This is a genomic window from Streptomyces sp. NBC_01012 (assembly GCF_045162755.1).
Classification (GTDB): Bacteria; Actinomycetota; Actinomycetes; order Streptomycetales; family Streptomycetaceae; genus Streptomyces.
Map to the genome: position 1 here is coordinate 91,281 of NZ_CP108689.1, position 25,597 is coordinate 116,877.

At 69.8% G+C, this 25,597-nt stretch carries 19 protein-coding genes, 2 pseudogenes and 2 CRISPR repeat arrays; of the genes and pseudogenes, 16 read left to right on the forward strand and 5 right to left on the reverse strand.

The window, feature by feature from the left end; all coding sequences use genetic code 11:
- Positions 1–6: 6 nt before the first annotated feature.
- Together OG623_RS35000 and OG623_RS35005 are read right to left on the reverse strand one after the other, a co-directional pair.
- The gene (locus OG623_RS35000) at positions 7–345 is read right to left on the reverse strand and encodes a hypothetical protein (RefSeq protein WP_331725936.1); all 339 of its coding nucleotides are present in this window, start codon (positions 343–345) and stop codon (positions 7–9) included.
- A 47-nt stretch (positions 346–392) separates the two neighbouring features.
- Positions 393–1,256 (reverse strand): hypothetical protein, encoded by an 864-nt coding sequence (locus OG623_RS35005; protein ID WP_331725938.1) that lies wholly within the window; start codon positions 1,254–1,256, stop codon positions 393–395.
- Positions 1,257–1,524: 268 nt separating this feature from the next.
- On the opposite strand from OG623_RS35005, the gene OG623_RS35010 reads away from it, so the two are divergent.
- The 5 genes from OG623_RS35010 to OG623_RS35030 all read left to right on the forward strand — a co-directional run bounded on the left by OG623_RS35010 (position 1,525) and on the right by OG623_RS35030 (position 6,152).
- Positions 1,525–2,625, forward strand: a complete 1,101-nt coding sequence (locus OG623_RS35010; protein ID WP_406152171.1) for an NlpC/P60 family protein — start codon at positions 1,525–1,527, stop codon at positions 2,623–2,625.
- Between the two features lie 23 nt (positions 2,626–2,648).
- Entirely contained in the window at positions 2,649–3,260 is a 612-nt protein-coding gene (locus OG623_RS35015) for a hypothetical protein (RefSeq protein WP_331725942.1), read from the forward strand.
- Between the two features lie 105 nt (positions 3,261–3,365).
- Entirely contained in the window at positions 3,366–3,758 is a 393-nt protein-coding gene (locus OG623_RS35020) for a hypothetical protein (RefSeq protein WP_331725944.1), read from the forward strand.
- A complete protein-coding gene (locus OG623_RS35025; RefSeq protein WP_331725946.1) occupies positions 3,758–5,344 on the forward strand; it encodes a hypothetical protein in 1,587 nt (528 codons plus the stop codon). The genes OG623_RS35020 and OG623_RS35025 overlap by 1 nt, the downstream gene beginning before the upstream one ends.
- Before the next feature lie 283 nt (positions 5,345–5,627).
- The gene (locus tag OG623_RS35030) at positions 5,628–6,152 is read left to right on the forward strand and encodes a DUF4232 domain-containing protein (protein ID WP_331725948.1); all 525 of its coding nucleotides are present in this window, start codon (positions 5,628–5,630) and stop codon (positions 6,150–6,152) included.
- A 268-nt stretch (positions 6,153–6,420) separates the two neighbouring features.
- Here the strand turns inward: OG623_RS35030 and mobF are convergent, their stop codons facing one another.
- Positions 6,421–10,305, reverse strand: a complete 3,885-nt coding sequence (mobF, locus tag OG623_RS35035) for a MobF family relaxase (protein WP_406152173.1) — start codon at positions 10,303–10,305, stop codon at positions 6,421–6,423.
- A 427-nt stretch (positions 10,306–10,732) separates the two neighbouring features.
- Between mobF and OG623_RS35040 the strand changes: the two genes are divergently transcribed.
- The 8 genes and pseudogenes from OG623_RS35040 to cas3 all read left to right on the forward strand — a co-directional run bounded on the left by OG623_RS35040 (position 10,733) and on the right by cas3 (position 21,796).
- Positions 10,733–11,518 (forward strand): GntR family transcriptional regulator, encoded by a 786-nt coding sequence (locus OG623_RS35040; protein WP_331725952.1) that lies wholly within the window; start codon positions 10,733–10,735, stop codon positions 11,516–11,518.
- Positions 11,518–12,282, forward strand: a complete 765-nt coding sequence (locus OG623_RS35045) for a sulfite exporter TauE/SafE family protein (protein WP_331725954.1) — start codon at positions 11,518–11,520, stop codon at positions 12,280–12,282. The genes OG623_RS35040 and OG623_RS35045 overlap by 1 nt, the downstream gene beginning before the upstream one ends.
- A gap of 345 nt (positions 12,283–12,627) precedes the next feature.
- Positions 12,628–12,888 carry a hypothetical protein gene (locus tag OG623_RS35050; protein WP_331725956.1) on the forward strand — a complete coding sequence of 87 codons (261 nt, stop codon included), beginning with the start codon at positions 12,628–12,630 and terminating at the stop codon, positions 12,886–12,888.
- A gap of 2 nt (positions 12,889–12,890) precedes the next feature.
- Positions 12,891–13,262, forward strand: coding sequence for a fic family toxin-antitoxin system, toxin component (locus OG623_RS35055; protein ID WP_331725958.1), 372 nt, complete (start codon positions 12,891–12,893; stop codon positions 13,260–13,262).
- Between the two features lie 196 nt (positions 13,263–13,458).
- A CRISPR array of direct repeats spans positions 13,459–14,857; the repeat unit is 29 nt; unit sequence GGGACCATCCCCGCGGGCGCGGGGAGCAG.
- Between the two features lie 201 nt (positions 14,858–15,058).
- Complete coding sequence (locus OG623_RS35060; protein WP_331725959.1) at positions 15,059–16,216, forward strand: ParA family protein; 1,158 nt, start codon at positions 15,059–15,061, stop codon at positions 16,214–16,216.
- Complete coding sequence (locus tag OG623_RS35065) at positions 16,213–17,466, forward strand: plasmid partitioning protein (RefSeq protein WP_331725961.1); 1,254 nt, start codon at positions 16,213–16,215, stop codon at positions 17,464–17,466. The genes OG623_RS35060 and OG623_RS35065 overlap by 4 nt, the downstream gene beginning before the upstream one ends.
- Before the next feature lie 180 nt (positions 17,467–17,646).
- A pseudogene (locus OG623_RS35070) lies at positions 17,647–17,890 on the forward strand (VOC family protein); the annotation flags it as partial.
- 244 nt (positions 17,891–18,134) lie between these two features.
- Positions 18,135–18,834: a CRISPR direct-repeat array (repeat unit 29 nt; unit sequence GGGACCATCCCCGCGGGCGCGGGGAGCAG).
- A gap of 232 nt (positions 18,835–19,066) precedes the next feature.
- A complete protein-coding gene (gene cas3, locus OG623_RS35075) occupies positions 19,067–21,796 on the forward strand; it encodes a CRISPR-associated helicase Cas3' (RefSeq protein ID WP_406152175.1) in 2,730 nt (909 codons plus the stop codon).
- Here cas3 and OG623_RS35080 read toward each other — a convergent pair.
- Entirely contained in the window at positions 21,783–22,952 is a 1,170-nt protein-coding gene (locus tag OG623_RS35080) for a DUF4157 domain-containing protein (protein ID WP_406152177.1), read from the reverse strand. The two genes, cas3 and OG623_RS35080, sit on opposite strands and share 14 nt — an antisense overlap.
- Before the next feature lie 636 nt (positions 22,953–23,588).
- On the opposite strand from OG623_RS35080, the gene OG623_RS35085 reads away from it, so the two are divergent.
- From OG623_RS35085 to OG623_RS35095, 3 genes and pseudogenes are all read left to right on the forward strand, one after another.
- Positions 23,589–23,882, forward strand: coding sequence for a hypothetical protein (locus OG623_RS35085; protein WP_331725963.1), 294 nt, complete (start codon positions 23,589–23,591; stop codon positions 23,880–23,882).
- Positions 23,879–24,064: a hypothetical protein gene (locus OG623_RS35090; protein ID WP_406152178.1), complete on the forward strand. Its 186-nt coding sequence runs from the start codon at positions 23,879–23,881 to the stop codon at positions 24,062–24,064. Before OG623_RS35085 ends, OG623_RS35090 begins: the two co-directional genes overlap by 4 nt.
- A gap of 352 nt (positions 24,065–24,416) precedes the next feature.
- Positions 24,417–24,698: pseudogene (locus tag OG623_RS35095) on the forward strand (transposase family protein); the annotation flags it as partial.
- A gap of 472 nt (positions 24,699–25,170) precedes the next feature.
- Here OG623_RS35095 and OG623_RS35100 read toward each other — a convergent pair.
- On the reverse strand, positions 25,171–25,416 hold the full coding sequence (locus tag OG623_RS35100) for a hypothetical protein (RefSeq protein WP_331725965.1): 246 nt from the start codon (positions 25,414–25,416) through the stop codon (positions 25,171–25,173).
- Positions 25,417–25,597 lie beyond the last annotated feature (181 nt).

The window sequence follows — 25,597 nt, forward strand, 5'->3', positions numbered from 1 at the left end:
GTGGCCTCAGACCGACAGGTTGTAGACCGCGAGCACCATGGAGCTGGTCAGGCCGATGCCGCCGGCGCCGCACAGGCTCCACAGCACGGACTGCTTGCCTCTGGCGGCCAGCTGGGCCCTTTCCGTGTTGTGCCCGACCGCGACCAGCAGCCACCCGGTCAGGCCTCCGATCACGGCGGCGGCGAGCCCGAATCCCGCGGTCCAGTTCAGGACGGTCTGCACCTGCGTGTTCACCGCCGCGGGGAGGGCGGGCGCGGGCTTCGGTACGACCGGGGGTGGATCCGCGGCGAGTACGGGCAGGTCCGGGGCATGGGCCAGGGCGTGGACCGCGTCCATGAGCGTCATTGCGAACACCTCGTCAAAGCTCGTCTGTCGGATCGTCTACGGATCGGCTACGAAGGGGAGACCACGGCCAGGGGCGCGGGCCGTGGTGCGTCGGGAAGCGGCGTGCCCCATGAGGCTCCGGCCGCCGCGAGGACTTCCTGGCTGAGCCGGCCTGCGGCCGCCCGCGTGCGTGAGCGCAGGCGGGAGACCGTACGCAGCCCATGGGCGCGGATGTGCGGGTCGTACGGAAGGTGGACGACGGCCGCGGCACGCGCCGACAGCATCGTGGCGCCGGCCCGTACGACGGCGGGGAGACGGCCGTCCGTCAGCGAGGTCAGGACCACCACCGTGCGCTGGAGCGGCATCCCGTCGGCGTGCAGTGCCATGACGGCCTGTTGGAGGGCCTGGACGCCGCCGGCGGTGGCGGAGGCACAGAGCACGGGCACCGCGTACGGCAGCTCGCACCAGGACCGACTCCGGCCGGCCTGCCCGGCGCACCGGGACTCGAGGACGTCGTGGGCCACGGGGTGCGGGGTGTCGGCGACGACGCACTGCCAACCGCCGATGGCCGCCAACTGCAGCCACGCGGCCGGGGCCTGCGGCAGTGCGAGTGGAGGGCTGTGCCAGTCACGGCCGTCGGTGAGCACCTGCCAGTCAGTACTGCCGTCACCGGATCGTACGGACGCGGCACGCCGGACCTGGGAGCGGGTGAGCGGTCGGTCCGGCGGCAGCGCGGCCAGTCCGCCTGCCTGCTGTCCGGCCGTCCATGACGGCCAGGGGGACGAGAGACGCGGAGCCGTGTCCAGGACGACGGTGGATGCTCCGGCAGCGGCCATGCGCTCGGCCAGCAGATCCGCCACGGTCGAACGACCGCTGCCCCCCGTCGCCGCCATCACCGGCGTCACCAGACGGATCCCCGATGAGAACGCCATCGGGGACAAGGCCTTCCTGTCCACGCTTCCCCCATACGCGGCAATGCTTCGCATACGCTAATACTATTCGTCGTCTCATCCCACTCGGGCGCACCGGAGTCGCGATATCCGGTCAACCGGATGGTTTGAACGAAACCTCAACATGCCCTGTAATTAGCAGTGATGGCATAGTGTCACATGTGATCACCCGCTGCATCACGCTTCACGATGCGAAGAAGACTGGACATGCGGGTTCGTTTGCGCAAAGTCGGTGCAGCCTAGGGGGACTGTGCGCGTCAGAGGCTGGTTGGCCGTCGTCGTGGGCGGAGTGGTGATGACCCCGGTCGCCATCGGCATGGGCCTCGTGTTCCTCATCGCGGCCTTCGACGAGGACGACGGAGAAATCGACGGAGGCCTGGGGCCGACGGCCGGAAGTCTGCGCATCGGTCGGGGTGGAGTGCCGTCCGCGTACGCGCCGATGATCCTCAAGGCCGCTGCCGACTGTGACGCAGGCCTTCAGCCGGCAGTGCTGGGAGCTCAGCTGAAGCAGGAGTCGAACTTCGATCCGGGGGCTCGCTCCCCTGGTGCCGGCGCGCAGGGCATCGCCCAGTTCATGCCGGGCACCTGGCCGACCTGGGCGACCGACGGAAACGGGAATGGCACCAAGAGTGTGTGGGAGCCCGCCGACGCCATCGCCGGACAAGGGAAGTTCATGTGCAGCCTCATGCGGAAGGGCAGGACGCACTCCCAGTACGACGGATCACCCACCGAGCTCGCCCTCGCCGGCTACAACGCGGGCTGGGGCAGGGTCGACGAGTACCGCGGCGTCCCCCCGGTGACCTTCGCCGGGGGCCAGACGTACCACTACGTCAGGAACATCCTGGCGCTCGCGAAGCAGTTCACCGCCCCCGCTCCCGGCGGTGGCGCCGTACAGCTGCCCGCCGGCTACGCCCTGCCCGACGGCACGCCGCGCGAGGTCCGCACCGCGGTCGCCTGGGCGCTGAGGCAGAAGGGCGGTTGGTACCAGCTCGGCGGTGACTGCACCGACGCGCATGGGAGCGACTCGGCGCACTGGTGCGACTGCTCTTCCCTCATGCAGCAGGCCTACGGGGCGGCCGGCGTCAGGATCCCGAGGGTCACCTACGACCAGGTCGGCATCGGCACCCACGTCAGCGTCGACAGGCCCAAGCCGGGAGACCTCGTCTTCAACCCCGGCAGCGACGGCTCCGACGCCCGCCCCGGGCACGTCGGCATGTACATCGGCGACGACATGGTCATCGAGGCGCCACGCACCGGGGTGCGTACCCGCGTCGTCTCCTACAGCGGCCTGCGCGGTTCCACGAGCGCGCTCACCCGGGTCACCGAGGTCCGCCGGGTGGTGCAGTGGTGATCCATGAGACCGGAGGACGGCCGATGACCGGCGAGCACGAAGAGCTGTTCCCTCCCTGGGGCACCGTCACGCCGGCCTTCTGGGGCACGGGCGGCCGGCAAGAGGAGTGTTCGGCAAAGGAGACCCTGGCCCACATCCCCCAGGTGCTCCGTGGGCGGCTGACGGAGATCGCTGCGACGGCTGCCGGCGGCCGACTGCCCGACGCTGCCTGGATGGCCTACCGCCTCGACACCGACGTCACCGACGAGTACGGCCCCGAGCACCTCAACACGGTCCATGTGCGAGAGGTCCGCGCGCACCTGGCGTACCTGGCGGGCGACCACGCGACCTCGCTCGGGTGGTACCTGCACACCGCCAGGCTGCGGGCGACGGTCCAGGGCCCGGGTCATCCCGACACCGAAGAGGCCACCCGGCGGGTCTACAGCCTCTGGCGCACGGTGCCGGACGCCGACGCGCCCGCGCTCGGGGCAGAAGTTCTGGGCGTTGTCAGCGATATCCACGGGCCCCAGGCTGCGGTGGCTCGCCGGACCCGGCAGCGGCTTCAGGCCCTGGCAGACGCTGCGCAGAAAGCCACAAGCATCCAGAAGCGACCGGAAGCGCTCAGAGGCATTCAGGAGCAGCACCTGATCGAGTAGCTCGCTTTTCCACAAAGGCCGTGTCATCCACAGGGCGTTCACGCTCCGGCCGGTGCGATGCCACGCTTCCCACCAGTGACGACGCACAAGGAAGAAAGGTCCCTCTTGAACACCTCGATGAACACGGTCGACGAAGCTCTGGCGGCGTCGAGTCCCTCCACGGTCCTGGCGGCCGCCTGGGACGCGCTCGATCTCGGGGTCCGCGTGGCCGACGCCGTCACCTGGGACGGCACCGGCGACGAACTCCAGGCACTCACCGCGGCACAGGCGTGTTCGGCCGCCCGCTCCCTGCTGCCCCTGCCTGACACCGGGCCCCCGATCCCTCTGGAGGCCGGCGAGATCCAGGACGGCCCCGGCGGCCTCGCCCCCTACGTCAGCCTCCTGGGCAGAACCCACGGTGCGCTCGCCGCCCTCGCCGGAACCGACGCCCAGTTGGGCGAGGCCGCCGAGCACGCGGCCACGGCCGCGCGGGCGCTGGCTGCCGTACGGGGGCAGTAGTGGCGACGCTGGACGAGCTCTTCGACACCGCCGGTGACCGGCTGCGGACGGCGGCTGCGGCGCCCTCACCCGACCGTGCGGCCACCGCCGGTCACCTCGACCGGTTCCTCACCGCCCTCGTCGGGCCCCTGGCGCTGGACAAGGTGGACACCCCGCGGTCGGCCGTGACGAACGATCTCGCCTTTCGCGTGGGCCGGGCCGGTGATGTCCTGCAGTCCGCGCAACGTCTGCTGCCCTCGCCCGACACGCTCGGCACGCCCGGCACCGCTCCGGCTGAGAGCCACCTCCTCGATGCGTCCGCCGCGGTCGAAGCGGTACGCGACGTCATCCAGAGCCACCACGGCCCCGACCGGGTGCCGCTCAGTGCGTACGCGTACGCACTGACCACAGGCCCGGCCCATCACTACCTCACCCGCCGCTGCGCCGAGCTCGCCTGGGGCGCGGCCCAGGTGGCGTCCTCCCTGGCCCGGGACACCCTGGACCCGTCCGCGGCCGGGGCGTTCGCCGACGTCCGCCGGTTCCTCTCCGAGGCCTCGGTCTTCGGCAGGGACGGTACGCGCGACGCGGACGCCGCGATCGGCGCACTCCCTCTGATGCTTCCCGTCGACCCGGTCCAGACGGACTCCGCGGACCGGCCCCAGGACGTAACGGCGCACCTCGCCGAGGACTGCGACCGGCTGTCCCGGGCCGCGTTCGAGACGCTGCATCACCGCTCCGACCACCGCATGAGCGGATCGGATCTCCAGCAGCTGGCCCGCTGGACGGCCATGCAGCGCCTCCTGGCCGGCCGCGTCCTGCTCAGGGCCGCCGAGGAACTGCCGGAGCAGACTGCCGCCGGCCTGCGGCAGAGCGCGGAAGCACTGCGCGGGTCCGCGCAGGCCTGGCAGAAGTCGGCTACGGCATGGCAGCGGATCGTGGACACCGCCGACCCCCGGTCCCACCCCAAGCTGCCTGCTCCCAGCTACGAGGTCGTCCGCCGCGGCGAGGTGGTGCGCCTGCCCCAGGTCCTCCCCCACCCGTCCACGGTGATCGCCCGTACCGCAGCGGTCCGCGTGGGGCAGCTGCTGTACGGCGCCGAGTGGCGGCCCGAGCTCACCACCCGGCCCGACCCCCGGAAGGGGGCGGCCATCCTCGCGGACGCACGGGGCCCGGGAGCTCTGGCCGCCGCCTTGTACCGGCTTCCCGCCACGGGCTGGCAACTCGCTCTCGCCGCGCCGCAGGCCGTGAACCGGGCACGAGGCGGCCTCGTCACCGATGTCTTCGAGCACCAGGCGCCCGGGCTGAAGGCGCCCGGGCTGAAGGACCACCGCTTCCGTCCGATCGCCCCTCAGCAGCTGAAGGCGTTGGCCGCTCCGTACACGGCGGTCCTGCCTGCTGAGCAGGCATCGGCGGTCTCGCTTCTCGACATCGCCGACCAGGCGGGCGTGCCCGTACCACGAGCACTGCTGGACGCCACGGCCCACCGAGGCCTGGCGGCCACCGCCGCCCGAGGCTGGACACAGCCCCGGAAGGCGACGGTCAGGCCGGTCCAGCCCCGACTCCGGCCACCACAGCCGCAGGTGCTGCTACGACGAAGGGGGCTGTAGCAGACGCTGCCGTCCTCACGCCCAGGGCGACCGCTCGTAGCCGGATACCCGTGCTCGCTCAGCTGCCGGACCCCGTCGGCGGCGGGTGATCCCGACGATCCGGTGCTTGCGCATCAGCCGCTCGACCTTCTTGGACGTTCCGGGCACCTCAGCCGAAACATTGTCACCGCACGTCTTCTGTGACTGTGCGGTGACATTGGCAGCGCGGAACACGGCAAGTCGTTCGTGCAGAGACAGCCACGTCTGCCTCTGCACGAAACACGAACTGCCAGGAGGAACGAACATGGCTATCGCACGTATCGCCGCCGCTGTCACCGCCACGCTCGCTTTTGCCGGTGCGGGCGCTGGGACGGCCCTCGCGTCGGACGTCACCCCGGGAACGGCGGGGGTCTGCCAGCCGGGCACGCTGAAGGTGTCGACGACGGACCTCGGCACCGAGCAGGCGGGCATGAACCATGCCGGGACGTTCCTGAAGGTCACCAACACCGGTGACAGCACCTGCACGTTCTCCGGCTACGCGGGGCTCGCCCTCGAGGGCAGCGGCCACACCGCGCTGACGACACACTCCGAGCACGGCAACACCTACTTCGCCCAGGACCCGGGGGAGCACACTGTCACCCTGCAGGCCGGTGACTCGGCCTACGCGGACCTGGTGTGGACACACACCGGGGCCGACACGGCCGCCGCGCACTACCTGCAGATATCGCCGACCGGCAGCAACTCCCACAGCGTTGTCCCCTTCGAGCAGGACGTGGACAACGGCCGCCTCTCGGTCACCGCATGGAGCGACACCCCGCCCACCGTCTGAAACCGCCCGATCGGGGCGAGCGGTTCGACTCGCCCCGATCCGCGGCAGGCGCCCCACCGGCACGCAGCTGACGGGACAGAGCTCGGCCGTCGGACAGTAGTGCTTCGTCACCTTGAGTGATCTTGCCTGGTGGTGGGCATCTTTGTGGTGTGAAGCTGGGGGATGTCGAGCGGCTCCGGGGTGAGTTGGCGGAGTTTGTGGGTGATGTGTTCGAGTCGTTGCCGCGGCGGGATCAGCCGGGCCACTAGCAAGATCGGTGCGGGGTCGTTCAGATGCTCGGGCCACCGGGAATGCGGGAGGGCTCGGCATGGCGGGACGGCTGGATCCGGTCCCGCTGAGCAGCCAGTTGCGCCTGGCGGACCGTGAACCGGTCCCGCAGCCGAGCCTCCGCGCGGTGCTGAAGTGGCGCCTGCTCGGCGATTCGACGCCGTAGTTCGTGCTCCGCCCTCATGCCATCCACGTCCGTACGGAGGATTTCGGCGCGAGCTCGCAGATCAACGGCGGCCGCGCGTGCGGCACGGACCGCCTCGGCCCGGTCGTTGTCGATCCGCCGGGCCAGCGCGGGAAGCTGGCGCCTCATCACCTCCAGCTCCTCGAGCCGTACGACCGCTGAGCCCGTGCCTCCCCTCGCCTCGTCGCGCAGCGCCTTCGTGTACGGGGAGGACGCCAGGATCCGCTCTGCCTCACGCCGGGCATCGGCGGCCGCCCGGGTGGACGTCTCGTGCTCACGGTCCGCCGCCTCGGCCTGCTGCGTGTACTGCGCGATGAGCTGCTGCTGTTCCGCCCGGGAGGTGCCCGCGAGGCGCAAGGAGATACGGCTGCGTCCGGTGGCCCGCTGGAGGCTGGCGCAGACGTCACGCGCGCCGGCAGCGGCGGCGCCGGCGCGCTCCGCCGCGTCGGCGTCCTGGTGTGACTGGCGGATCAACCGGTCTGCCGTATCGATGAGGTCTCTGGCGTCGTCGGCGATCTGTCGGCCGGGGTGCTGCGTTGCCGGTTCGGTGGACGCTCGACCGTGTTCCCTCGCTCTCCGGTCGGCCGCCGCTGCCCGGCGGATCAGCGAAGCCGCCTTCGACGCGAGATCCGGATCGGTCAGGGCACCGTACGGGCGGGTCTCCCGGTCGTCCCAGCTGGGGAACCTCAGGTCACCTGCGGCCGCGGGAACCGAGTCCGGGGCTGCGCGCAGCTGGTCACTGATCGCGGTCTCCGGCCGGTCCTGCTTCAACAGGGCCGCGCAGGCGCGCAGGGCGCGATCGAGGCGCTCGGGCTCGCTGCCGGCTTCGCCCGGCCTGGCCGCCCTGGTCTCCTCGTTCTTCAACGCCGCTGTGGCCAACCACAGATGATTCTCGCCGCGGGCGCGGGTGATGCCGGGGTAGAGCGCGTACGCGTCGGCGCCGAGTCCGTACAGCAGGGACGTCTCGGCGACGAGCCCTTGGGAATCGGCGACGGTCATCGCGTAGCCCAGCGACAGGGCTCCGTGCCCGATCTGCCCGGGGCTCAACCATGCCTGGCCAGGGGCACCGTCCCCGCGCCACCAGGTGACCTGCACGTTGTGCTCGCCATCGAGAGCGGTGACGACGGCGCGGTAGCCGGTCGGCGCATCCGGGCCTGTGCCGCGCCGCCGTCGGGGACCTCCCTGTAGTACTCGCACGATGTCACCGACGGCGAGAGTGATCTGCTCACCGCGCGGCAGGGCGTAGGTGTGAGTGGCGCCGAGCTCTCCGGCAGCGCTCCTGAGGGCCTGTGCTCCGGCGTTGAGGGTGCCCACGTCGGCATTTCGTGCGGCCAGCAGGACGAGGTACGCGGCCATGTCCTGCGGCTCGGGCCATCGGCGACGCTGCTGATTCCAGGCGGCCAGGATCTCCGTATGCGCCTGCTCGGCAGTCTCGGTGGCGTGCACACGGCCGCCGTCGGCGAGCATGCGCAAGGCCTTGTCCCGGGCGCCGTCCCGCCAGGCTTCCAGGGCCAGGCGCTCGACAGCGTCCTTCTGACGACGGTTGGTGTGCAGGACGGCGCCGCGGACAAGACGGTGGATCTCGTCGAACCCACCGCCTGCGCCGGTCGCCGCCCGCAGTTGCCGGGGGGCGCCGACTCCGATGACCTTCGTGCCCGTCGCGGCTGCCGCGGTCAGCAAGCGTGCCAGCGAACGGTCGTCGGTCAGAACCGCGTCATCGAGCACAAGTACGTCGATCCCACGCAGGCCCTCGCCGCTGTCGATGCGCTGCGTCCAGGAGGCCACGGTGCGTACAGGAATGCCGGAGCCCTCGAACAGATTCTGTGCGAGCACGGCGGAGAGAGAGGCGCCCGCGTGGGTCATGCCGACGGCGTCCCAACCGATGCGGCAGGCTTCCAGCAGCGAGGTCTTACCCGCTCCGGCCGGGCCGACGACGGCGTCGACACCGTGGCCGGCGGTCAGGAGCCTCCGGACGGTGGCACGCTGCACGGCATCGAGCGCGAACCCGGAGGCGACCTCGAAAACCCCCAGCGCGGCGGCGGCCTGGTCCTCGGTCAGCTGGGCCGAGCCGCTCGCGTACCGGGAGCGGGCATGATCCACGATGGCCTGCTCGGCGTCGAGGATGTCCTGCGTGGTGTAGCGGCCGGTGTTGCTCATGGCAGTCGAGCCGCGGTGCGGGAGAGGCCGGGCGTAGCCGGGTACGGCGAGAACCTGCTCGGTCAGTTCGTCGAGCGCGGTCGTTTCGAGGCCGTACGGACAGGCGTTGGCGACGGCCGCGAGGAGTTCGGCGCGACGAAAGTCCTTGGCGCTGCTTGTCAGCCCGTGCTCGGGGTCGAAGACGTTGCGGGCGATCGCGTCGGGCGGCGGGATCTGCGGGCCTGTCGATCCGCCGGCCCTGAGCCCGCCGGACGGCCCGGGGCCGGGCGCGGCGGCCGCGATCATCGCGTCGACGTCGATACCGAGGGCCGCCGCGCGCTGACGCCAGTGGGCGTGCAGGTCGATGTCACCCTCGTCATGCTTGGCGTGCCGGGTCTCGGCCGAGACCCGGAGCTTCTCGTCGCGGCCGGCGTCGGCTCCCGCCAGCGCGTCGACCTGGGCCGCGCGGCGGGAGTAGTGCGTGCGCAGCTCGGCCGGGATACCCCGGACCTCCCAGGCCCGGGTACGGCCGTCGCGTTCGTACCGCACACCGAACCGCTCGCTCGCCAGAGCGCGGACGCGGGCCTTGAAGAGGGCGTCGAAGGCCCGCGCGTGCCGGTGCAGATCCATGCCACCGTTGGCGATGACGCGCCAGACGCCGTCCTCGCATCGGGCGATGTTGGCGATGACCAGATGCACGTGCAGGTGCGGGTCGCCAGGAGTGTCGTCGACGGGCCGGGCGGACTGGTGCTCCACGCTCCAGCCGAGCAGCCCGCCGGTGGCGATCCGGCGCCGCTCCCCCACCTCGCTCGCGACGCTGTAACCGATCCATCGTTCGAGCTCGGCGAACGCCTCACGTTTGGCCTCGTGGACCAGGGAGCGGAACTCGGCCTCCCGGCGAGGACCGAGCAGGGCCCACAGCGTGGAGGCGCTCTTGGGGAGGTCGGCGACGAGGTCGTAGGCGCGGACCCGGACGTTGACGCGGTCCCTCTCATGGGCGCGGGCCCGTACGAGTCCCTCCGCGTCGTAGACGTCGGCCAGGTCGATGCCGGCGGCCCGGGCGATCCGGTGGAGGGAGTCGATCTGCAACCGGTGCTGCTCGCCCCGCGCGTTCACCATGCGGGCCAGGGTGGCGTACTTCTTCTGCTGCTTCGGGGTGCCGGCCAGGAGGTCCTTCGGCTCGACTCCCACGGCCGTCGCGGCATGTCCGATCGCCTCGACCAGTCGAGCACCGACGAGCTGAGCGGCGGGGTGCGCACGCAGTTCGGCGCCGACGAGCCGCTCGCCGGTCCGCGGGTGTACGCCATTGGCGAGCGCCCGAGCCGCGCGTTTGCCGGCCTCGTCCAGAGACGTGCCGGCCACCAGCCCGACTTCGGTCAGACCGTCGCCGAGCCAGACCAGTCCACTGTCCTGACCGGCGGTCATCCGGTGGCCGGGCTGAGCGTCGATGCCGGGCTCGGCGGCGTCATCGGCCTCCTGGCCGCCACACCGCACGTAACAGCCGGCGTTCCCGGAGAGGCGGTATTCGACCTGCTCCATGTCCACGATCCGACTGACCCAGGCCACCTGCTCTGCCTCTCCCCTACTCCCTGCGGTCAGACGAACTACTCCGGCGGGTACGTTCCTTGGAGGACGTACCTTTGTCCATCCATCCAGATTGATCTTACAGATCCTACGACGGTGGACGTGGAGCTGGGCTGCTGTCGGACGACGTCAGAACGTCAGTGGCTGGCGACAGCGAATGTCAGTGGTCGGCGACATGAGCTGTGTCAGTAGGCGGTGACGGCTCGGAGAGCATCCGCAGGCTGTACGCGCTGACCGCCGGCATGCAGAGCCAGGGGTGCTTTCGCGTGCGAGCGTACGCGGGCGGTGCCAGGCCGTCGGCCTCCTCAAGGGGCTCCACTCCTCCTCGTCCTCCAGGTAGATAGATGTGTGGCGGATCTCCGGCGTATCTGTGGCGGAACTCTGGCGAATGTCCGTATCGTGTGGGGGTATGGAATCTTTTTCTGGGCAGGTGGGTCGGCGGATCCCGCAGGAGTGGACGTCGTCCCGGCCGCGCGCGCAGCGGGCGCTGGAGCTTGCTGATCGGCTTCGCCGCCGGATCGGCGCGGGGGACTTCGATGAGGGGGTTCCCGAGGAGATCGCCCTGGCCGCGGAGATGGGCGCCTCCCGTAACGCGGTGCGGGAGGCCTTGGGGCTGCTGCGGGAGGAGGGGCTGATCGTGCGGCGCCGGGGGGTTGGCACCAGTGTGGTGCGGCCTCAGTACGGGCACGGCCTGGACCGGCTGGCGGGGCTCGCGGAGATCCTCGCCGATTCCGGCACCGTGACCAACGAGGTCCTGGCGGCGGAGGTCGTCGCCGAGGTTCCCGAGCCGTTCGCGGCCCGGCTGAACCTCCCCGCCGGCGTACCGGCCGTGTACATCGAGCGGGTACGCCGCCTCAACGGCATGCCGCTGTCGCTGGACATCACCTACCTGACCGGCGACATCGGAGCCGCCGTCCTGGACGGCGACCTCGCCGGACGGGACGTGTTCGCCCTGATCGAGGAGGCCACCGGGGCGCCCTTGGGGCATGCGGAGCTGACCGTCCACGCCGCCAACGCGAACACGGACGTCGCCGCCGTGCTCGACATCCCACCCGGCACGGCGATCTTCACCATCGAACGCCTCACGCACCTGGCCGACGGCCGGCCCGTGGACGCGGAAACCCTCCACATCCGGGCCGACCGGATGGCCCTGCACGCCACCGTGCACCGCGGACGAACAACCAGGAGCAGCTGATGGCAGGCCTGACCACCTCCGTCCTCCTGCTTCTGGGGCTGATCGGGCTCCTCGGCGGGATCGGCATCACGGCGCTGGGGCCGGGCGGCGTCCTGCCCACCATCGGCCTGTTCGCCCTCACCGACCTCACCGCCTCCCAGGTCGCCGGCACCGCAATCGTCACCCACGTCGCCACCGGCGCCCTGGCCACCTGCGCCTACGCCCGCTCCGGCCAGTTCCGCGACCGCCCGACCCTGCGCACCGCGCTCCTGCTCGCCGCGACCGCCGCCGTCGGTACCCCGCTCGGGGTGATGGTGAACGCCGGCGTCTCCAAGCGCGCCTTCGGGGCCGTGCTCGGCGTGATCGTCGCGCTGGTCGCCGCACTCGTCTGGTACCGCGAGTACCGAGCCCAGACCGCCAGAGCCTCCCACCCTCCGGTGGCTGTGGTGGCCGTGCTCGGGCTGGCCGTGTCCATGGCGGCCGGGATCATCGGCGTCGGCGGCCCGATGCTGACCGTCCCCCTCCTGATCGCCCTGGGCGTCCCCCTCCTTCAATCCCTCGCGGCAGCCCAGGCCCAGTCCGTCGTCATCGCCACCATCGGTACCGTCGGCTACCTCTCCCAAGGCGCCATCAACTGGCCACTGGCCCTGGTGGTCGGCATCCCCGAACTCGCCGGCGTCCTCCTCGGCTGGAAAATCGCCCGGACCCTCCCCACACGCAGCCTCAAAAAGGCCATGGTCCTCACCCTGGCCACCCTCTCCGTCTACCTCGTCCTCCACGGATAGCACCCGCACGCACTCGGGCATCGGCCACTCCCCAACCGCCCACCGGCCTCCCGCGACGAAGCCGCCACACCACTGCCACACCCCGTGTCGCCGAACACTGACAATCTCGTGTCGCCCGACACTGATCGCGCACAGCATGGGTGGTCCGGTGGCCATCGTCCTGGCCACCCGGCGCCCCCAACTGCTCTCCCGGCGGCGCTCTCGGACCATGACCGGCAGTAGCGCCCAAGCGGCGGTGACGAGGAGAGAGCCGCACGGGTTTCTCGGCCTCGGGCGCACCGGGGCCTACCTACGAGCAGCCGGCCTGCCCTTACCTTGCTGCTACCACCCTGCTACCTTGAATGTATGTCATCCCAGAAGAAGCAGACCCAGCTCCGGCTCGAGCCGGGAGTGCTCGCAGCCGGAAAGGACGCCGCGGCAGCTCGCGGCCTGGACTTCAACCGGTACATCGAGCGGCTCATCGCCGAGGACACCTCAGGCGCCCGGGCCTCCGGGATGGCGAGCGCCCAGCGCCTCCTGGACGAGCACGGCTCGTTCCTCGACGCTCTCGAGAGGGATCTCGACACCCAGCACTCCCCCGCGCCCAGCCGGAGTGCCGCTGCGTGAGCATGTCCCTGCACGTAGATCTGTCCTGGATCCTCGAAGTGGCCGAGCGCGCCGGCCACCACGACCCCGCCCCTGAGGACCTGGGAGTCCCTCTCGCCGCCGTCGCTCGCCACCGCGCCGAGCTTCTGGAGACCCCCGTCTACCAGGGCGCCTTCGCGAGAGCCGCAGCCCTGGTACACACCTTGGGGCGGCTGCGCTGGCTGGAGCAGTCCAACCTGAGCGTGGCCTGCGCCGTCGCCGTGATGTACCTGGAGGCCAGTGGGGTCCCCGTGGTACCGACACGGGAACAGCTGTCTGAACTGGCACGTGAGCTGTACGACCCGAAGTGCACAGCAGCGCGCGTCGCAGCAATACTGCGGACCTGGCGACGCTGACTGCGCGTGCGTGTTGTCCGCGGACAACACGCACGCGCAGTCGGGCAGGGCGCATAGACGGCGATCCTGCTGGCCAGCTACCCCCGCACAGGCCGGAAAAGGCTCTTACGCCAGCCACCGCGGCAGGGACTCTCGGGACTATCCCGCGCTCGTGCGGGGAGCAGGGCCGTGCGCCGTACCCAATGCCGCGCTATGAGGGACCATCCCCGCGGGCGCGGGGAGCAGCTGGCGGCGCTGGGGACGTTCCTGATCAATGCGGGACCATCCCCGCGGGCGCGGGAAGCAGACCAACCACGGCACTGCCAAGGGCATTGCCCAGGGACCATCCCCGCAGGCGCGGGGAGCAGCCACTATCCGCACGCCTGCACGCCCGCACGCACGGGACCATCCCCGCGGGCGCGGGGAGCAGACCACCCAGCGCACAGGATCCATCCTCTCCGCGGGACCATCCCCGCGGGCGCGGGGAGCAGCTTTCGGTCTTCCCACTGGCGGTGCTACTCGATGGGACCATCCCCGCGGGCGCGGGGAGCAGAACGGTCAGCGGATTCACGTCGCCTACGCCCGGGGACCATCCCCGCGGGCGCGGGGAGCAGAGTACGCCCCGAGGATGCCCATCGTGAGGCTGGTCGCGATGGCGGGACCATCCCCGCGGGCGCGGGGAGCAGCTCTTCGGGGTCGAGGAGGTTGATCATGGCCCTGGGACCATCCCCGCGGGCGCGGGGAGCAGATAGCCTCCGGGCCATGACGAAACCTCGCCCCGGGACCATCCCCGCGGGCGCGGGAAGCAGACCAACCACGGCACTGCCAAGGGCATTGCCCAGGGACCATCCCCGCAGGCGCGGGGAGCAGCCACTATCCGCACGCCTGCACGCCCGCACGCACGGGACCATCCCCGCGGGCGCGGGGAGCAGACCACCCAGCGCACAGGATCCATCCTCTCCGCGGGACCATCCCCGCGGGCGCGGGGAGCAGCTTTCGGTCTTCCCACTGGCGGTGCTACTCGATGGGACCATCCCCGCGGGCGCGGGGAGCAGCCAGAGGACACCGCCCGGCCCGAGGACGGCGAGGGACCATCCCCGCGGGCGCGGGGAGCAGGGCTCGGCCGCCCGGCGGATCCGCCGGGCGAAGGGACCATCCCCGCGGGCGCGGGGAGCAGAACGGTCAGCGGATTCACGTCGCCTACGCCCGGGGACCATCCCCGCGGGCGCGGGGAGCAGAGTACGCCCCGAGGATGCCCATCGTGAGGCTGGTCGCGATGGCGGGACCATCCCCGCGGGCGCGGGGAGCAGCTCTTCGGGGTCGAGGAGGTTGATCATGGCCCTGGGACCATCCCCGCGGGCGCGGGGAGCAGATAGCCTCCGGGCCATGACGAAACCTCGCCCCGGGACCATCCCCGCGGGCGCGGGGAGCAGGTGAAGGACCCCGGGGCGCTGGGCGGCCCGGGGGGACCATCCCCGCGGGCGCGGGGAGCAGCACCGGTCCTTGTCCTCTCGCCGGGCACCGCAGGGACCATCCCCGCGGGCGCGGGGAGCAGATTGTCCCCACCTGGAACAAGATCGCGTCCGTGGGACCATCCCCGCGGGCGCGGGGAGCAGACTCACTGACCTGCTGTTCTACCAGCGGGTAGCCCACTTCTGATGCACTTTCACCGAATCCGACATTGCCCCTATATCACCCAATCCACCCATCGTCTCGAACGGCTCACCTCAAGCATCCCTCCCCCATCCGGGTGACATGCCGCGAATTCTCACCCCCGCCTGCGTCACAGACCATAACGAGGTGAGTAAGGTAACCGCATGACCGTCCCATACTCCCCCGATGACAGGGAAAAGGTAGTCGCCAAGTTGCCGGCGGCCTTGAGGCAGGAACTCAAGGTCAGAGCAGCCGAGTTCGGCGTCGACATCAAGGACGCCGTGACCGAAGGCGTCCAGGCATGGCGTGCTGATGACGCCGAGCGCTCCCCCGTGGACACCACGGGAGGAAGTTCGTTCTCCACCTATCTCCCCGCCGGGCTGTACGGGGAGTTCAAGGACGACTGCAAGCAACGTGGCCTCCCCTTCAACCAGGGCATCGCGCAAGCAATCCGGCTGTGGCTCGACACTCATCTCTCTCCCCGTAGCCCCGCAACGCGGCCCAGCTGGGCCCGTCGGTTCATCTTCGGTAACCAGAAGGGTGGAGTCGGCAAGACGGCGACATCCTCCGGTGTCGCACAGGCGCTGGCCGAGGCAGGCAACCGTGTGCTGCTCATCGACTTCGACCCTCAGGGCCACCTCACCAAACAGCTCGGGTACGACCTGTTCGACATCGAAGCCCCCAGCCTGGCCAAGCACATGCTGGGCGAGGCAAGGGGAGAGCTTCGTGAACTCCTCGTCCCGATAGAGGACGGTGCCTTCAGCGGCCGGCTGTTCATGCTGCCGGCGTGCAAGGACGCGTTCCTGCTCGACGCCAAGCTCGCTACGAGCCGCTTCGTCCGTATCAAGGAGACGGCTCTCGAGAAGGCTCTGGAGCCGCTGGAGAAGGAATTCGACTACATCGTGGTCGACTGCCCGCCCAGCCTCGGGTACACCATGGACACCGCCCTGTACTACTGCCGCACACGCGAAGGCGAGGCTTCCGGCCTTTCCGGCATCTTCATCCCGGTGCTCGCGGAGGACTCGTCCGCCGACGCCTACGACATGCTCTACGACCAGATCCAGGACCTGAGCGCGGACATGGAGGTCGAGATCTCGATGCTCGGATTCATCGTCAACATGTACGACAGCCGCAAGGGTTACATCGCCACGTCGTCACTCCACAGCTGGAAGGAGATCGGCGATCCGCCGGTCGTCGGTGTCATGCCCGAGCTCAAGGAACAGCGCGAGTCGGTGCGCCTCAAGCAGCCCTTGCTGTCCTACGCCCCGGAGTGCGAGCAGTCCGAGGTCATGCGTGCCATTGCTCGGAAGGTCATGTCATGAGCGTTGCCGATCGGCTTGGCACGGGCGCGTCCTTCGGAGGCGTGCCGCGCGGCCGCAGCGCCCGTGGCCGGGCGAAGGCCATAGTGCAGGGCGACGTTCCGGCGTACGAGTTGCGGCGCCTCCCTCTGGAGGATGTCGCACCGACACCGCTCAACCCTCGCCGCAACTTCGGTTCGGAGGAAGACCTCACCCGCTTCGGTGAGGAGCTGCGCATCGCACAGCTCGCGGCGTGCGTCGCCGTGTCCCGTCCCGCGTACTTGCGGCTCTGGCCTGAACACGAGGCGCAGATCGGTGACTCCGCCTACGTCCTGGTCAATGGCGAGCGGAGGTTCCGCAGCGCGGTCCACGTAGCCCTGGAGTCTTTGGACTTCGTCGTACGGGATGACCTGGCAGCCTCCCGCGAGGAGTTCGTCGATCACCTGCTCAAGGAGAACCTGGAGCGGGAGGACTTCGATGTCGTCGAGCGTGCGCGCGGTGTCCTCGAGCTGGTACGGGTGTGCAGCGAGGAGTCGGAGAAGGGTGCGCGTACGCGGGCCGCCAAGCGACTCGGGCGTGACCGTTCGTGGATCACGAACCAGCTCGCCCTTCTGGAACTCCCCTCCGAGCTGCAGGCGATGCTCAGCTCCGGTTCTCTACCCGAACGTGACGGCCGTCTGCTGGCTCGGCGGCTGAAGGAAGAGCCCGGACTCGACGGGGCGCAGCTGCTGGCTCATCTCAAGGGGACTCGGGAGCAGGAGGTCCGCGCGCGCGAGGAGGAGAAGCTTCTCCTCCGCCAGGCCAAGCAGGCCGCTGCTGCACAGCCTTCCGCACCGGTTACCGGCAGCTCGGAACCGGTGGGCCACTCCCCTGTTCCGGGTTCCGTGTTGTCCGCGGACAACACACCGGGCACGACCGATGCCGTTCAGCCGGCTCCAACCGCGGCCCGGTCTCGTACGAACTCCACTCCCGCCGAAGAGCCTGTGTTGTCCGCGGACAACACGGAGGGTTTGTTGTCCGCGGACAACAAGACGGTCGTCGAGCCGGAAGCGTCGGCCCCGGCTGTCCCCGTACCCGCTCCATTGTTGTCCGCGGACAACAAGCGCGATGCCTCAGCGGCTCTGCACGAGACGGCCGAATCCACAGAGGAACGCAGCCTGCTCCTGGTGCGCCAGCTCGGCCCATCCATCAAGGAACAGGCGCGGACCCTCGCGTCCGGACTTCCTCCCGAGCAGCTCACTCAGCTCATCGAGGAGCTCCACGCTTACGTGTGACGTGCGAAATCACGGATTCGTGCGCCCGGGGGCCTGCTGGCCCTCGGGCGCACTTCTGTCTTCAGCGGCTACCGACCGAGCCGGCCGACCACGCGGCACAAGCACCACGTCCCCTCTGTATGTCCGGAACGAGAACCCGATCCACCCGGTTCAAGTTCGGCCGCACTCCAATCAGAGCGCGATGCGAAGCCGATCGCGTTCGCACTCCGCGACGTCATTCCAGGCACCGACCTCGCATCCGTTGCCCAGCCCGGCATCAGTGCGGCGATCTGGCTCCATGCCACCGACGTCCAGGCCATCCACGATGCTCTCGTCGCCGACGGTCACCGCATCGTCTCCGCACCGATCGACGGACCCTTCGGCCGGAACGTTCACCTTCGCCGACCCCGACGGCTACCAAATCACCCTCCACGACCGCGCCTGAGAACCAGACACTGCGGCCGATCACGGTCTCCCCGAAGACACCGGCTGCCCTGGCGCCCACCAGCGCATCGTGCCCACCTGCCGAGGCAGACTTGCCCGATGCTGGCCGCTTCACGTCCTGTGTTGTCCGCGGACAACACACCCCACGGCGAGCGCGCCCTCTCACGCGACGGGCAGCGGACGGGCTGGTTGTTGTCCGCGGACAACAGAAGAAAGGCGCGGGGCGCGGCGATCTCGTCCCTGGGGGGACTATCCCGGCGGGCGCGGGGAGCGGCGGATCCCGCCGTTCGCGTAGCTCAGCCCCTTGGGACCATCCCCGCGGGCGCGGGGAGCAGTGCTGGAGCAAGGAATCGGTGTCGGCCGCCGTGGGACCATCCCCGCGGGCGCGGGGAGCAGTTCCGTACCCCGGGAGGTCGAGCGTGAGCGCGAGGACCATCCCCGCGGGCGCGGGGAGCAGGGGGATCAGCTGATCCAGTCGGGCCCGGACGGGGGACCATCCCCGCGGGCGCGGGGAGCAGGCGGCGCCCTGGGCGGCGGCTTCCATAAGGCCGGGACCATCCCCGCGGGCGCGGGGAGCAGACAGCGGAGCTGGAGGACACTGGTGGCGAAGAGGGACCATCCCCGCGGGCGCGGGGAGCAGACCCTGCCCTGTTCGGGGAGATCGCCCACCACGGGACCATCCTCGCGGGCTCGGGGAGCAGATGGTGCTCGCCGAGGCGTCGGGGCCCGTGGTGGGACCATCCCCGCGGGCGCGGGGAGCAGGCGTTCCAGCCACCACCGAAGCAGACTGTGTAGGGACCATCCCCGCGGGCGCGGGGAGCAGAACGTGAGCGTGCGCCACCCGCCGTTGCGGCGGGGACCATCCCCGCGGGCGCGGGGAGCAGCCCTTCGCTGGCTACTTCATCCGGCGGATTCGGGGACCATCCCCGCGGGCGCGGGGAGCAGACTCCGTGACCTGCAGTTTTATCGCCGGGTTGACCCAGTTCTGAGCACTTTCAGAGAAACCGACATATATCCCTTTTCAGGCAAGATCTAAAAGTTCGCCAGCGACAGGCAACTGACCAACCCTACTCGCACCCAGCCCCACCCCGGAGTAGTTCACTCACATCATCAACACATTTTCCACATTTTCTTCATTCACCTGCGAGGCCGGACACTTTGCAGATATCCATCTGGCATGACAGTCGAAGGCGGCTCCCGCTCCGGTCTGCGGGCAAGGCTGCGCGGTCCCGTGCTCAAGGTGTGGGCCAAGCATGATCGGGACTCCGATGGCTGGCTGCCGCTGTGGCGGCACATGGAGGACAGCGCCGCAGTGGCAGGGCTGTTGTGGGACGAGTGGTTGCCGCAGTCGATACGGAACCTGATCTCTGCCGAACTGCCGGGTGCCGCAGACGACGCCCGTCGTCTCGTTGTGTGGCTGGCCGGCGTGCACGACATCGGCAAAGCCACACCGGCGTTCGCCTGTCAGGTGGAGCCGCTCGCGCAGGCGATGCGAGCCGATGGGCTGGAGATGCGCTCCCAGCGGGCGATGGGCGCGGACCGGAAGGTGGCTCCGCACGGGCTGGCCGGGCAGGTCCTGCTGGGGGAGTGGCTGGAGGACGCCCACGACTGGGCCGTCTCGCAGACGGGTCAGTTCACCGTTGCGGTGGGCGGACACCACGGAGTACCTCCCGAACATGGTCAGATCACCGCTCTGGACAGGCACCCTCAGCTGCTGCGCACCCCGGGCAGGAGCAAGGAGTTGTGGCAACGCGTACAGCAGGAGCTGTTGGACGCGTGCGCGGCGGAGTTCGGTGTGCTCGACAGGCTCAGCGCATGGCGATCGGCGAAGTTGCCGCAGCCCGTACAGGTCGTTCTCACAGCACTGGTCATCGTCTCGGACTGGATCGCCAGCAACCCCGATCTGTTCCCCTACTTCCCCCAGGACGCGTCCCGTAGCAACGAGGAACGGATCGAAGCCGCCTGGCGAGGTCTGAACCTGCCGGCAGCCTGGCGTGCCGCGGAGCCACCGGCAGATGTCCAGGAACTGTTCGCCTCCCGCTTCGCGCTGCCTCCGGGCGCAAAGGTCCGCCCGGTCCAGGAGGCGGCCGTGGAACTGGCCCGAACCATGGACGCCCCGGGGCTCCTGGTGATCGAGGCGCCGATGGGGGAGGGGAAGACCGAGGCCGCGCTCGCCGCCGCAGAGGTCTTCGCGGCACGGTCCGGCGCCGGCGGCGTGTTCTTCGCGTTGCCGACGATGGCCACGGGCAACGCCATGTTCCCCCGGCTCCTGGACTGGCTCCAGCGTCTTCCCGCACCGGACGACGGTGCACGCCATTCGGTCTTGCTGGCCCACTCCAAGTCCGCGCTGAACGAGGACTTCACCGACCTCATGGAACGGGGCCAGGTCAAGGCAGTCGACCTCGACACCGCAGATGGCTCACAGGAGTTGCGGTCCTCCAGCCGTACGCGTACGGCCCCAGCCGAGTTGGTCGCGCACGCATGGTTGCGCGGCCGGAAGAAAGCCATGCTGTCGTCGTTCGTCGCGGGCACGGTCGACCAGTTGCTGTTCGCCGGACTGAAGAGCCGCCACCTGGCTCTACGCCATCTCGCGGTCGCGGGCAAAGTGATCGTCATCGACGAGGCACACGCCTACGACACCTACATGAGCGCCTATCTCGACCGGGTGCTCTCCTGGCTGGGCGCATACCGCGTCCCGGTGGTGGTGCTCTCCGCGACTCTCCCGGCAACCCGGCGCCGCGAACTGGTCGAGGCGTACGCGGGCAGGAAGAAGGCCGATACCCGCGACTTCGATGGTGTGGCTCAAGCGGGGGAGTACCCACTGCTGACGGCCGTCGCGCCTGGCGGGACACCGGTCCTGCGCCGTCCATCGGCCTCGGGCCGCGGGGTGGACGTCGTGCTGGAACGCATCGACGACGATCTGTCGCTTCTCGCCGACCGCCTGGAGGACCAACTCGAGGGCGGCGGCTGCGTTCTCGTCGTACGGAACACCGTACGACGGGTGGTGGAGACGGCACGGGCGCTGCGGGAGCGGTTCGGGGACTCCGACGTGACCGTCGCGCACTCGTGCTTCGTCGACGTCGACCGCGCGGCCAAGGACACCTCGCTGCTCAAACGGTTCGGGCCTCCGGAGAAGGCGGATGACCGGCCGGCCCGGCACATCGTGGTCGCCAGTCAGGTCGCCGAGCAGTCACTCGACGTCGACTTCGACCTCCTGGTCACGGACCTGTGTCCGGCCGACCTCCTGCTCCAGCGCATGGGCCGCCTGCACCGGCACCTCCGGGGAGGTGAGGACCAGGCGGAGCGGCCCGAACGGCTCCGTACGGCCCGCTGCCTGGTCAGCGGTGTCGTCGACTGGACAGCCGACGTGCCGGAGCCGGTTCGTGGTTCGGTCGCCGTGTACGGGGCGTACGCGCTGCTGCGGTCCGCCGCAGCGCTGCTCCCGCATCTCGAGGGCGGACGGCGGCATCCCGTACGGCTGCCGCACGACATCAGCCCCCTGGTACAGCATGCCTATGCCGAGGAGTCCCTCGCGCCCGCGAGCTGGGCTCAGGACGTGTGCTCCCCGCGCGTGCGGGGATGGTCCCTTCGTCAGGTCGAGGGTGATGGTGTTGGTGTCGTGCTCCCCGCGCGTGCGGGGATGGCCCCTGACCCGTGGGGCAGGCTTGTTGTCCGGGTCCGTGCTCCCCGCGCGTGCGGGGATGGCCCCGACGCAACGCCCCGATCCTGTACCGGCTGCTTGTGCTCCCCGCGCGTGCGGGGATGGTCCCGGCAACCAAGCTGGCGCCCTTTGAACGACAGCGTGCTCCCGCGCGTGCGGGGATGGTCCCCGGTCTCGTGGCGGGCCGGTGACGGGCCCGCCCTCGGGCAGGCACCGCCCCTCGTCGCGGGCGTCAGAGCGCGCTGAAGCCGCTCTCTCCCGGTCGGCGGCAGCCAGTGATGGCCGCCAGGGGAATTTCCCCGATGAAATCCATTTCCCGGGTGGGGCCAACGGGACCGATGACAACCGCGGTCGCGGAATCCAGGGACGTGCTGTTGGCGTAGACCGTCGGCTTGGTCAGGATCTTGCTCCGCGCGGGCGGCGCGGCGAATTGGTACCAGCCGTTGACCTGGATCCGGTAGAGGTGCCGGTCATTGCTGGCGTACCCACCGCAGTCCTCGTCCAGCGCCGTGGAGACCAAGGTCGGCTTGGGGCTGCTGACATGGGCCCGGGCGTAGGCGATCGGGTCGTCAAGGAACATGGCGAGTTCGGTTGCGACGGACGCGTTGTTGCGGGACCTCATGCCGTTTGCCTGCTGGATGACCTCAGGAGAGCGCCCATCGGCTCGGAAGAAGACCAGACTGGCCGGTTCGGCGAGCGTGTACCCGTGCGCGGGGGTGTCGGAGTTCGCCTGCGCGGGATCCGCGTCGGCCGACGTCTGCCCGGCCGAGTTGGTCTGGTCGGCCCCGCCGAGCCTCAGCTTGTCGGGCTTGGGCGGTACGGGCGGCGGCTTTCCGGGCGCAGTTTGCACGGCGACCGGGCCGCCGCGACCCTCGTGGGCGGCACTGGCGGCGGGGGCAGTCCGTGGCTCCACGGCGCGTTGCACACCGAGCGGTGCCTGCATGACGCGCTGCGCGTTGACCTCCGCGGCGCGTTCGAACCTGTCGGAAGCGTCGGAGACCCGGAGTCCGTTGCCCATGTCCGTACCGGCCACAGGGCCCTGACGCTGCTGGATGACATGGGTCAGTTCATGGGCGAGGGTGTGCTTGTCCCCACCGTCGGCGCCGACGACGACATGGCGGCCCGACGTGTAGGCGCGGGCACCGACCTCGCTGGCCGAGGCACGGGCGGCGTTGTCGTCGTGGACGCGCACGTCGGAGAAGTCCGCGCCGAGCCGCGCCTCCATTTCCTGGCGCACTGGGTCGCCGAGGGGCTTTCCGGCGCTGCGGAGCACGTCGTGGACGGCGGAGCGCTGCACCGGTGCGGGCGAGGTGGCGATCTCCTGGTGGTTCTCCTGGTGGCCGCAGCCGGCGCCGTGCGCGTGCTGTTCCCGGGCCCAGGGGTGGTCGGCTTCGCGGAGCATCTGGACAACCGCGGCGTTGCCCACAGCGGCCTGTAGGCCGAGCAGGCCATGCTGCGCGGGCGGGGCGGATGCGGACCGACTGGCAGGGGTACGGCTGTGGCCCACCCCGGTGTGGGAGCCAGCCTTCTCGTGATCGTGCACGGGAACCCCTACTCTTGGGTGTGAGATCGTCAACTTCCCTGAGTACGTGACGGGGAGCCGCTGGCGCAAGGCACGAGCGGGCAGCATGCGGTGACTGGACGGGCACATCCGATGCCGCGATGATCCGCGTGTGGGCCCGTCTGTTCTCGCCAGGGGGAGAACGGGCCCCGAGGTCCAAGGTGCAGCTGCTCGTAGACGTCATCCGGCACACTGGCTTCGTGCATCTCAAGGAACAGCGATCGTCGACCGGTCCCGGAGTCAGTTGTCGATCAGCTGGCTCGTAAATGTCGAAGAGAAATGACGGCAGTGCCGTGGCAGGCCACCATGCCGGCTCGGCCCTACGGCCGTCTGCCGCGGCTCAGGATTTCCTCTGACACGCGATCGGTCGGACACCGTCACCCTCCTCGGCGATGCCAGCTGGCTCCGTCGGCGGTCTCGTCGACAAGGAAACCGTGATTCGGCGACAGCCCGCCGAGGCGCTCGTAGGATGCCTGGATGCCCAAGCCGATACGGATGAGCCCCCACGCGTGGGTTGCCGCGTGGGCGGTGCTGTGCGCGGCTTGCCTCGCCGCCACCGCCAAACTGAACGCCTCCTCGGCACCAGCTCCGCAGCCCGAGAAGTCCGTCAGTATCGGGTGCGCCGAACGCATCGCGGACATCGAGGCGCAGCTGGCCAAGGCCAAGCAGGAAGGCAAGGGAGACGGAGTGCTGGTCTTTTCACAAGTCCAGGTCGGCACCGAGGACAATTGCCGTGACGATCTCCATCACCGCTTCCGTGGTGATCAGTGAGCCGCGGTACCTGGCTCGCCGTGATGGCAGGGCTGACCTTCGTCGCTGCCGGGGCGGCCATTGCCGTGGGCGCCACGTCGGAACCGGAGCCGCGGCCCACGCCGCCGCGGGTGTACTCCTCCTGTCTGGTGGCCGACACCAAGCCGGTGCCTGCGGACGGCGACCCGTGCGGCGGCCGCTGAAGAACGTCCGAGCGACCGTCCGCCGCATGGCAGAGCGCCCAAACCCAAGCCGGCCTCTTGGCCGACGGCGCCACCACAAGAACCGTGGACATCGGAGCCCATCCCGATGAGGGGAACCCTGTTCGTCGAGGGGGGAGACCCAACTGGCCACCGACAGCCCTGGCAAGAGACCTGGTGCCTCCCAAGACCAACAAGCGACGTCACAACTGCAACTGCTCGATAAGGCCAAGCACACTGAACCTCTTCGAGTTGGCCACCGATCGGGTGATGAGACCGTGAGGCGAAACGAGCGAGGCCCCTGGGCTGTTGATCGAGATGTCTGACGTCTCAATCACATTGCTCGGAGGCATCGTTGGTCCTCCATCCTGCCGCACTTGATCTACCGCATGCACTCGTGGAGTGGGTCACGATGCTGATCGTCGCCCGCGAGGGCGACCGGCTCCGCAAGCTCCGTCCCTCCCAGCACGCGATGGTGGCACTGGTGTACCTGCGAGAGCACACCACCCTCGCGAAGATCGCCGCCGGATTCGGGATCAGCGAGTCCACCGCCCACGCCTACACCGGTCCGGTCGTCGACCTGCTCGTCGCACCGAGCCCCAGCCCTGCCATCAGGACGACACCCGAGACGGTCCCCACCTTGACCCGCATGCCCTTGAGCGTGCTCATGTCTGTTCCCCATCGTCGAATCGGAACCCGGCTCATCCGTTACTCACTCCGGGCCAGGACGAGATCTCTCACACGACGGAGCGGCGAATCAACCGCCGAAGACCGTCCTGGGAAACTGAGACATTTCGCGCCTCCCCACCTGCCAGTCCCCGAGGAGACGGGAGATCCTGCGTGAGGGCTCGACCCCTCACCAGTTTCAGACCACCCCACGGACAAGCCGGGTCAGAGGTCACCTCATCGCGCAGCAGCCACGTGTGCCCCGGTGCGGTTGTTGTCCGCGGACAACAACCGCACAAGCACACCGGGCGACATCAGCGGGGAGTCCGGACCCGCCCTCGGTCGTCAGCCGCCGGTTGCCGACCCGGGCGAATGAGGGGGGCTACTTCTCGCACTCACGTCACGACCACGTGCGCGACCCGTTCCCTGACGGCTTGTAAGGGCTACCGGACGGACCGCTCGTGGGGCCGGCCGATGAGCGGGCGCAGCACCGGTACCGCGGAGCCGGTCGTGCTCAGGCCGGCCAACGCCGCTCCCGCTACATGAATGCCGGTCAGTACCGTGAGACCGCCAACGACCAGTCCGAGTACAAACGCGGTGAGCAGAACGACGGTGGTGTGCAGGGACAGGAACGGCGGTTGCGTCTCGGGGCCGGTCGCGTCGGGCTGTGCCGGTGTCATCTGGGTCATGTCAGGACCATCACCCAGGTGGTACCGCTGACGTACATCAGTCGAACGACCTGGGGTCAGGTCCGACCACGATCGCCCTCCACCGAACAGGCAGCCATCTGTTCCGAGTTGTTCCGACAGATTCAGCGCCGCCCCTCCTTGAAGGGTCATAGCCTGCTGTTCACGGCATAAGGCAGGGAGC

What these genes read in the sequence shown, in the direction of transcription:
- OG623_RS35005 (WP_331725938.1), bottom strand. Translation starts at nt 1,256, where the DNA reads ATGGCGTTCTCATCGGGGATCCGTCTGGTGACGCCGGTGATGGCGGCG.
- OG623_RS35040 (WP_331725952.1), top strand. Translation starts at nt 10,733, where the DNA reads ATGGAATCTTTTTCTGGGCAGGTGGGTCGGCGGATCCCGCAGGAGTGG.
- OG623_RS35065 (WP_331725961.1), top strand. Translation starts at nt 16,213, where the DNA reads ATGAGCGTTGCCGATCGGCTTGGCACGGGCGCGTCCTTCGGAGGCGTG.
- OG623_RS35000 (WP_331725936.1), bottom strand. Translation starts at nt 345, where the DNA reads ATGACGCTCATGGACGCGGTCCACGCCCTGGCCCATGCCCCGGACCTG.
- OG623_RS35100 (WP_331725965.1), bottom strand. Translation starts at nt 25,416, where the DNA reads ATGACCCAGATGACACCGGCACAGCCCGACGCGACCGGCCCCGAGACG.
- OG623_RS35080 (WP_406152177.1), bottom strand. Translation starts at nt 22,952, where the DNA reads ATGCTCCGCGAAGCCGACCACCCCTGGGCCCGGGAACAGCACGCGCAC.
- OG623_RS35060 (WP_331725959.1), top strand. Translation starts at nt 15,059, where the DNA reads ATGACCGTCCCATACTCCCCCGATGACAGGGAAAAGGTAGTCGCCAAG.
- OG623_RS35045 (WP_331725954.1), top strand. Translation starts at nt 11,518, where the DNA reads ATGGCAGGCCTGACCACCTCCGTCCTCCTGCTTCTGGGGCTGATCGGG.
- OG623_RS35055 (WP_331725958.1), top strand. Translation starts at nt 12,891, where the DNA reads ATGTCCCTGCACGTAGATCTGTCCTGGATCCTCGAAGTGGCCGAGCGC.
- OG623_RS35030 (WP_331725948.1), top strand. Translation starts at nt 5,628, where the DNA reads ATGGCTATCGCACGTATCGCCGCCGCTGTCACCGCCACGCTCGCTTTT.
- cas3 (WP_406152175.1), top strand. Translation starts at nt 19,067, where the DNA reads ATGACAGTCGAAGGCGGCTCCCGCTCCGGTCTGCGGGCAAGGCTGCGC.
- OG623_RS35015 (WP_331725942.1), top strand. Translation starts at nt 2,649, where the DNA reads ATGACCGGCGAGCACGAAGAGCTGTTCCCTCCCTGGGGCACCGTCACG.
- OG623_RS35085 (WP_331725963.1), top strand. Translation starts at nt 23,589, where the DNA reads ATGCCCAAGCCGATACGGATGAGCCCCCACGCGTGGGTTGCCGCGTGG.
- OG623_RS35050 (WP_331725956.1), top strand. Translation starts at nt 12,628, where the DNA reads ATGTCATCCCAGAAGAAGCAGACCCAGCTCCGGCTCGAGCCGGGAGTG.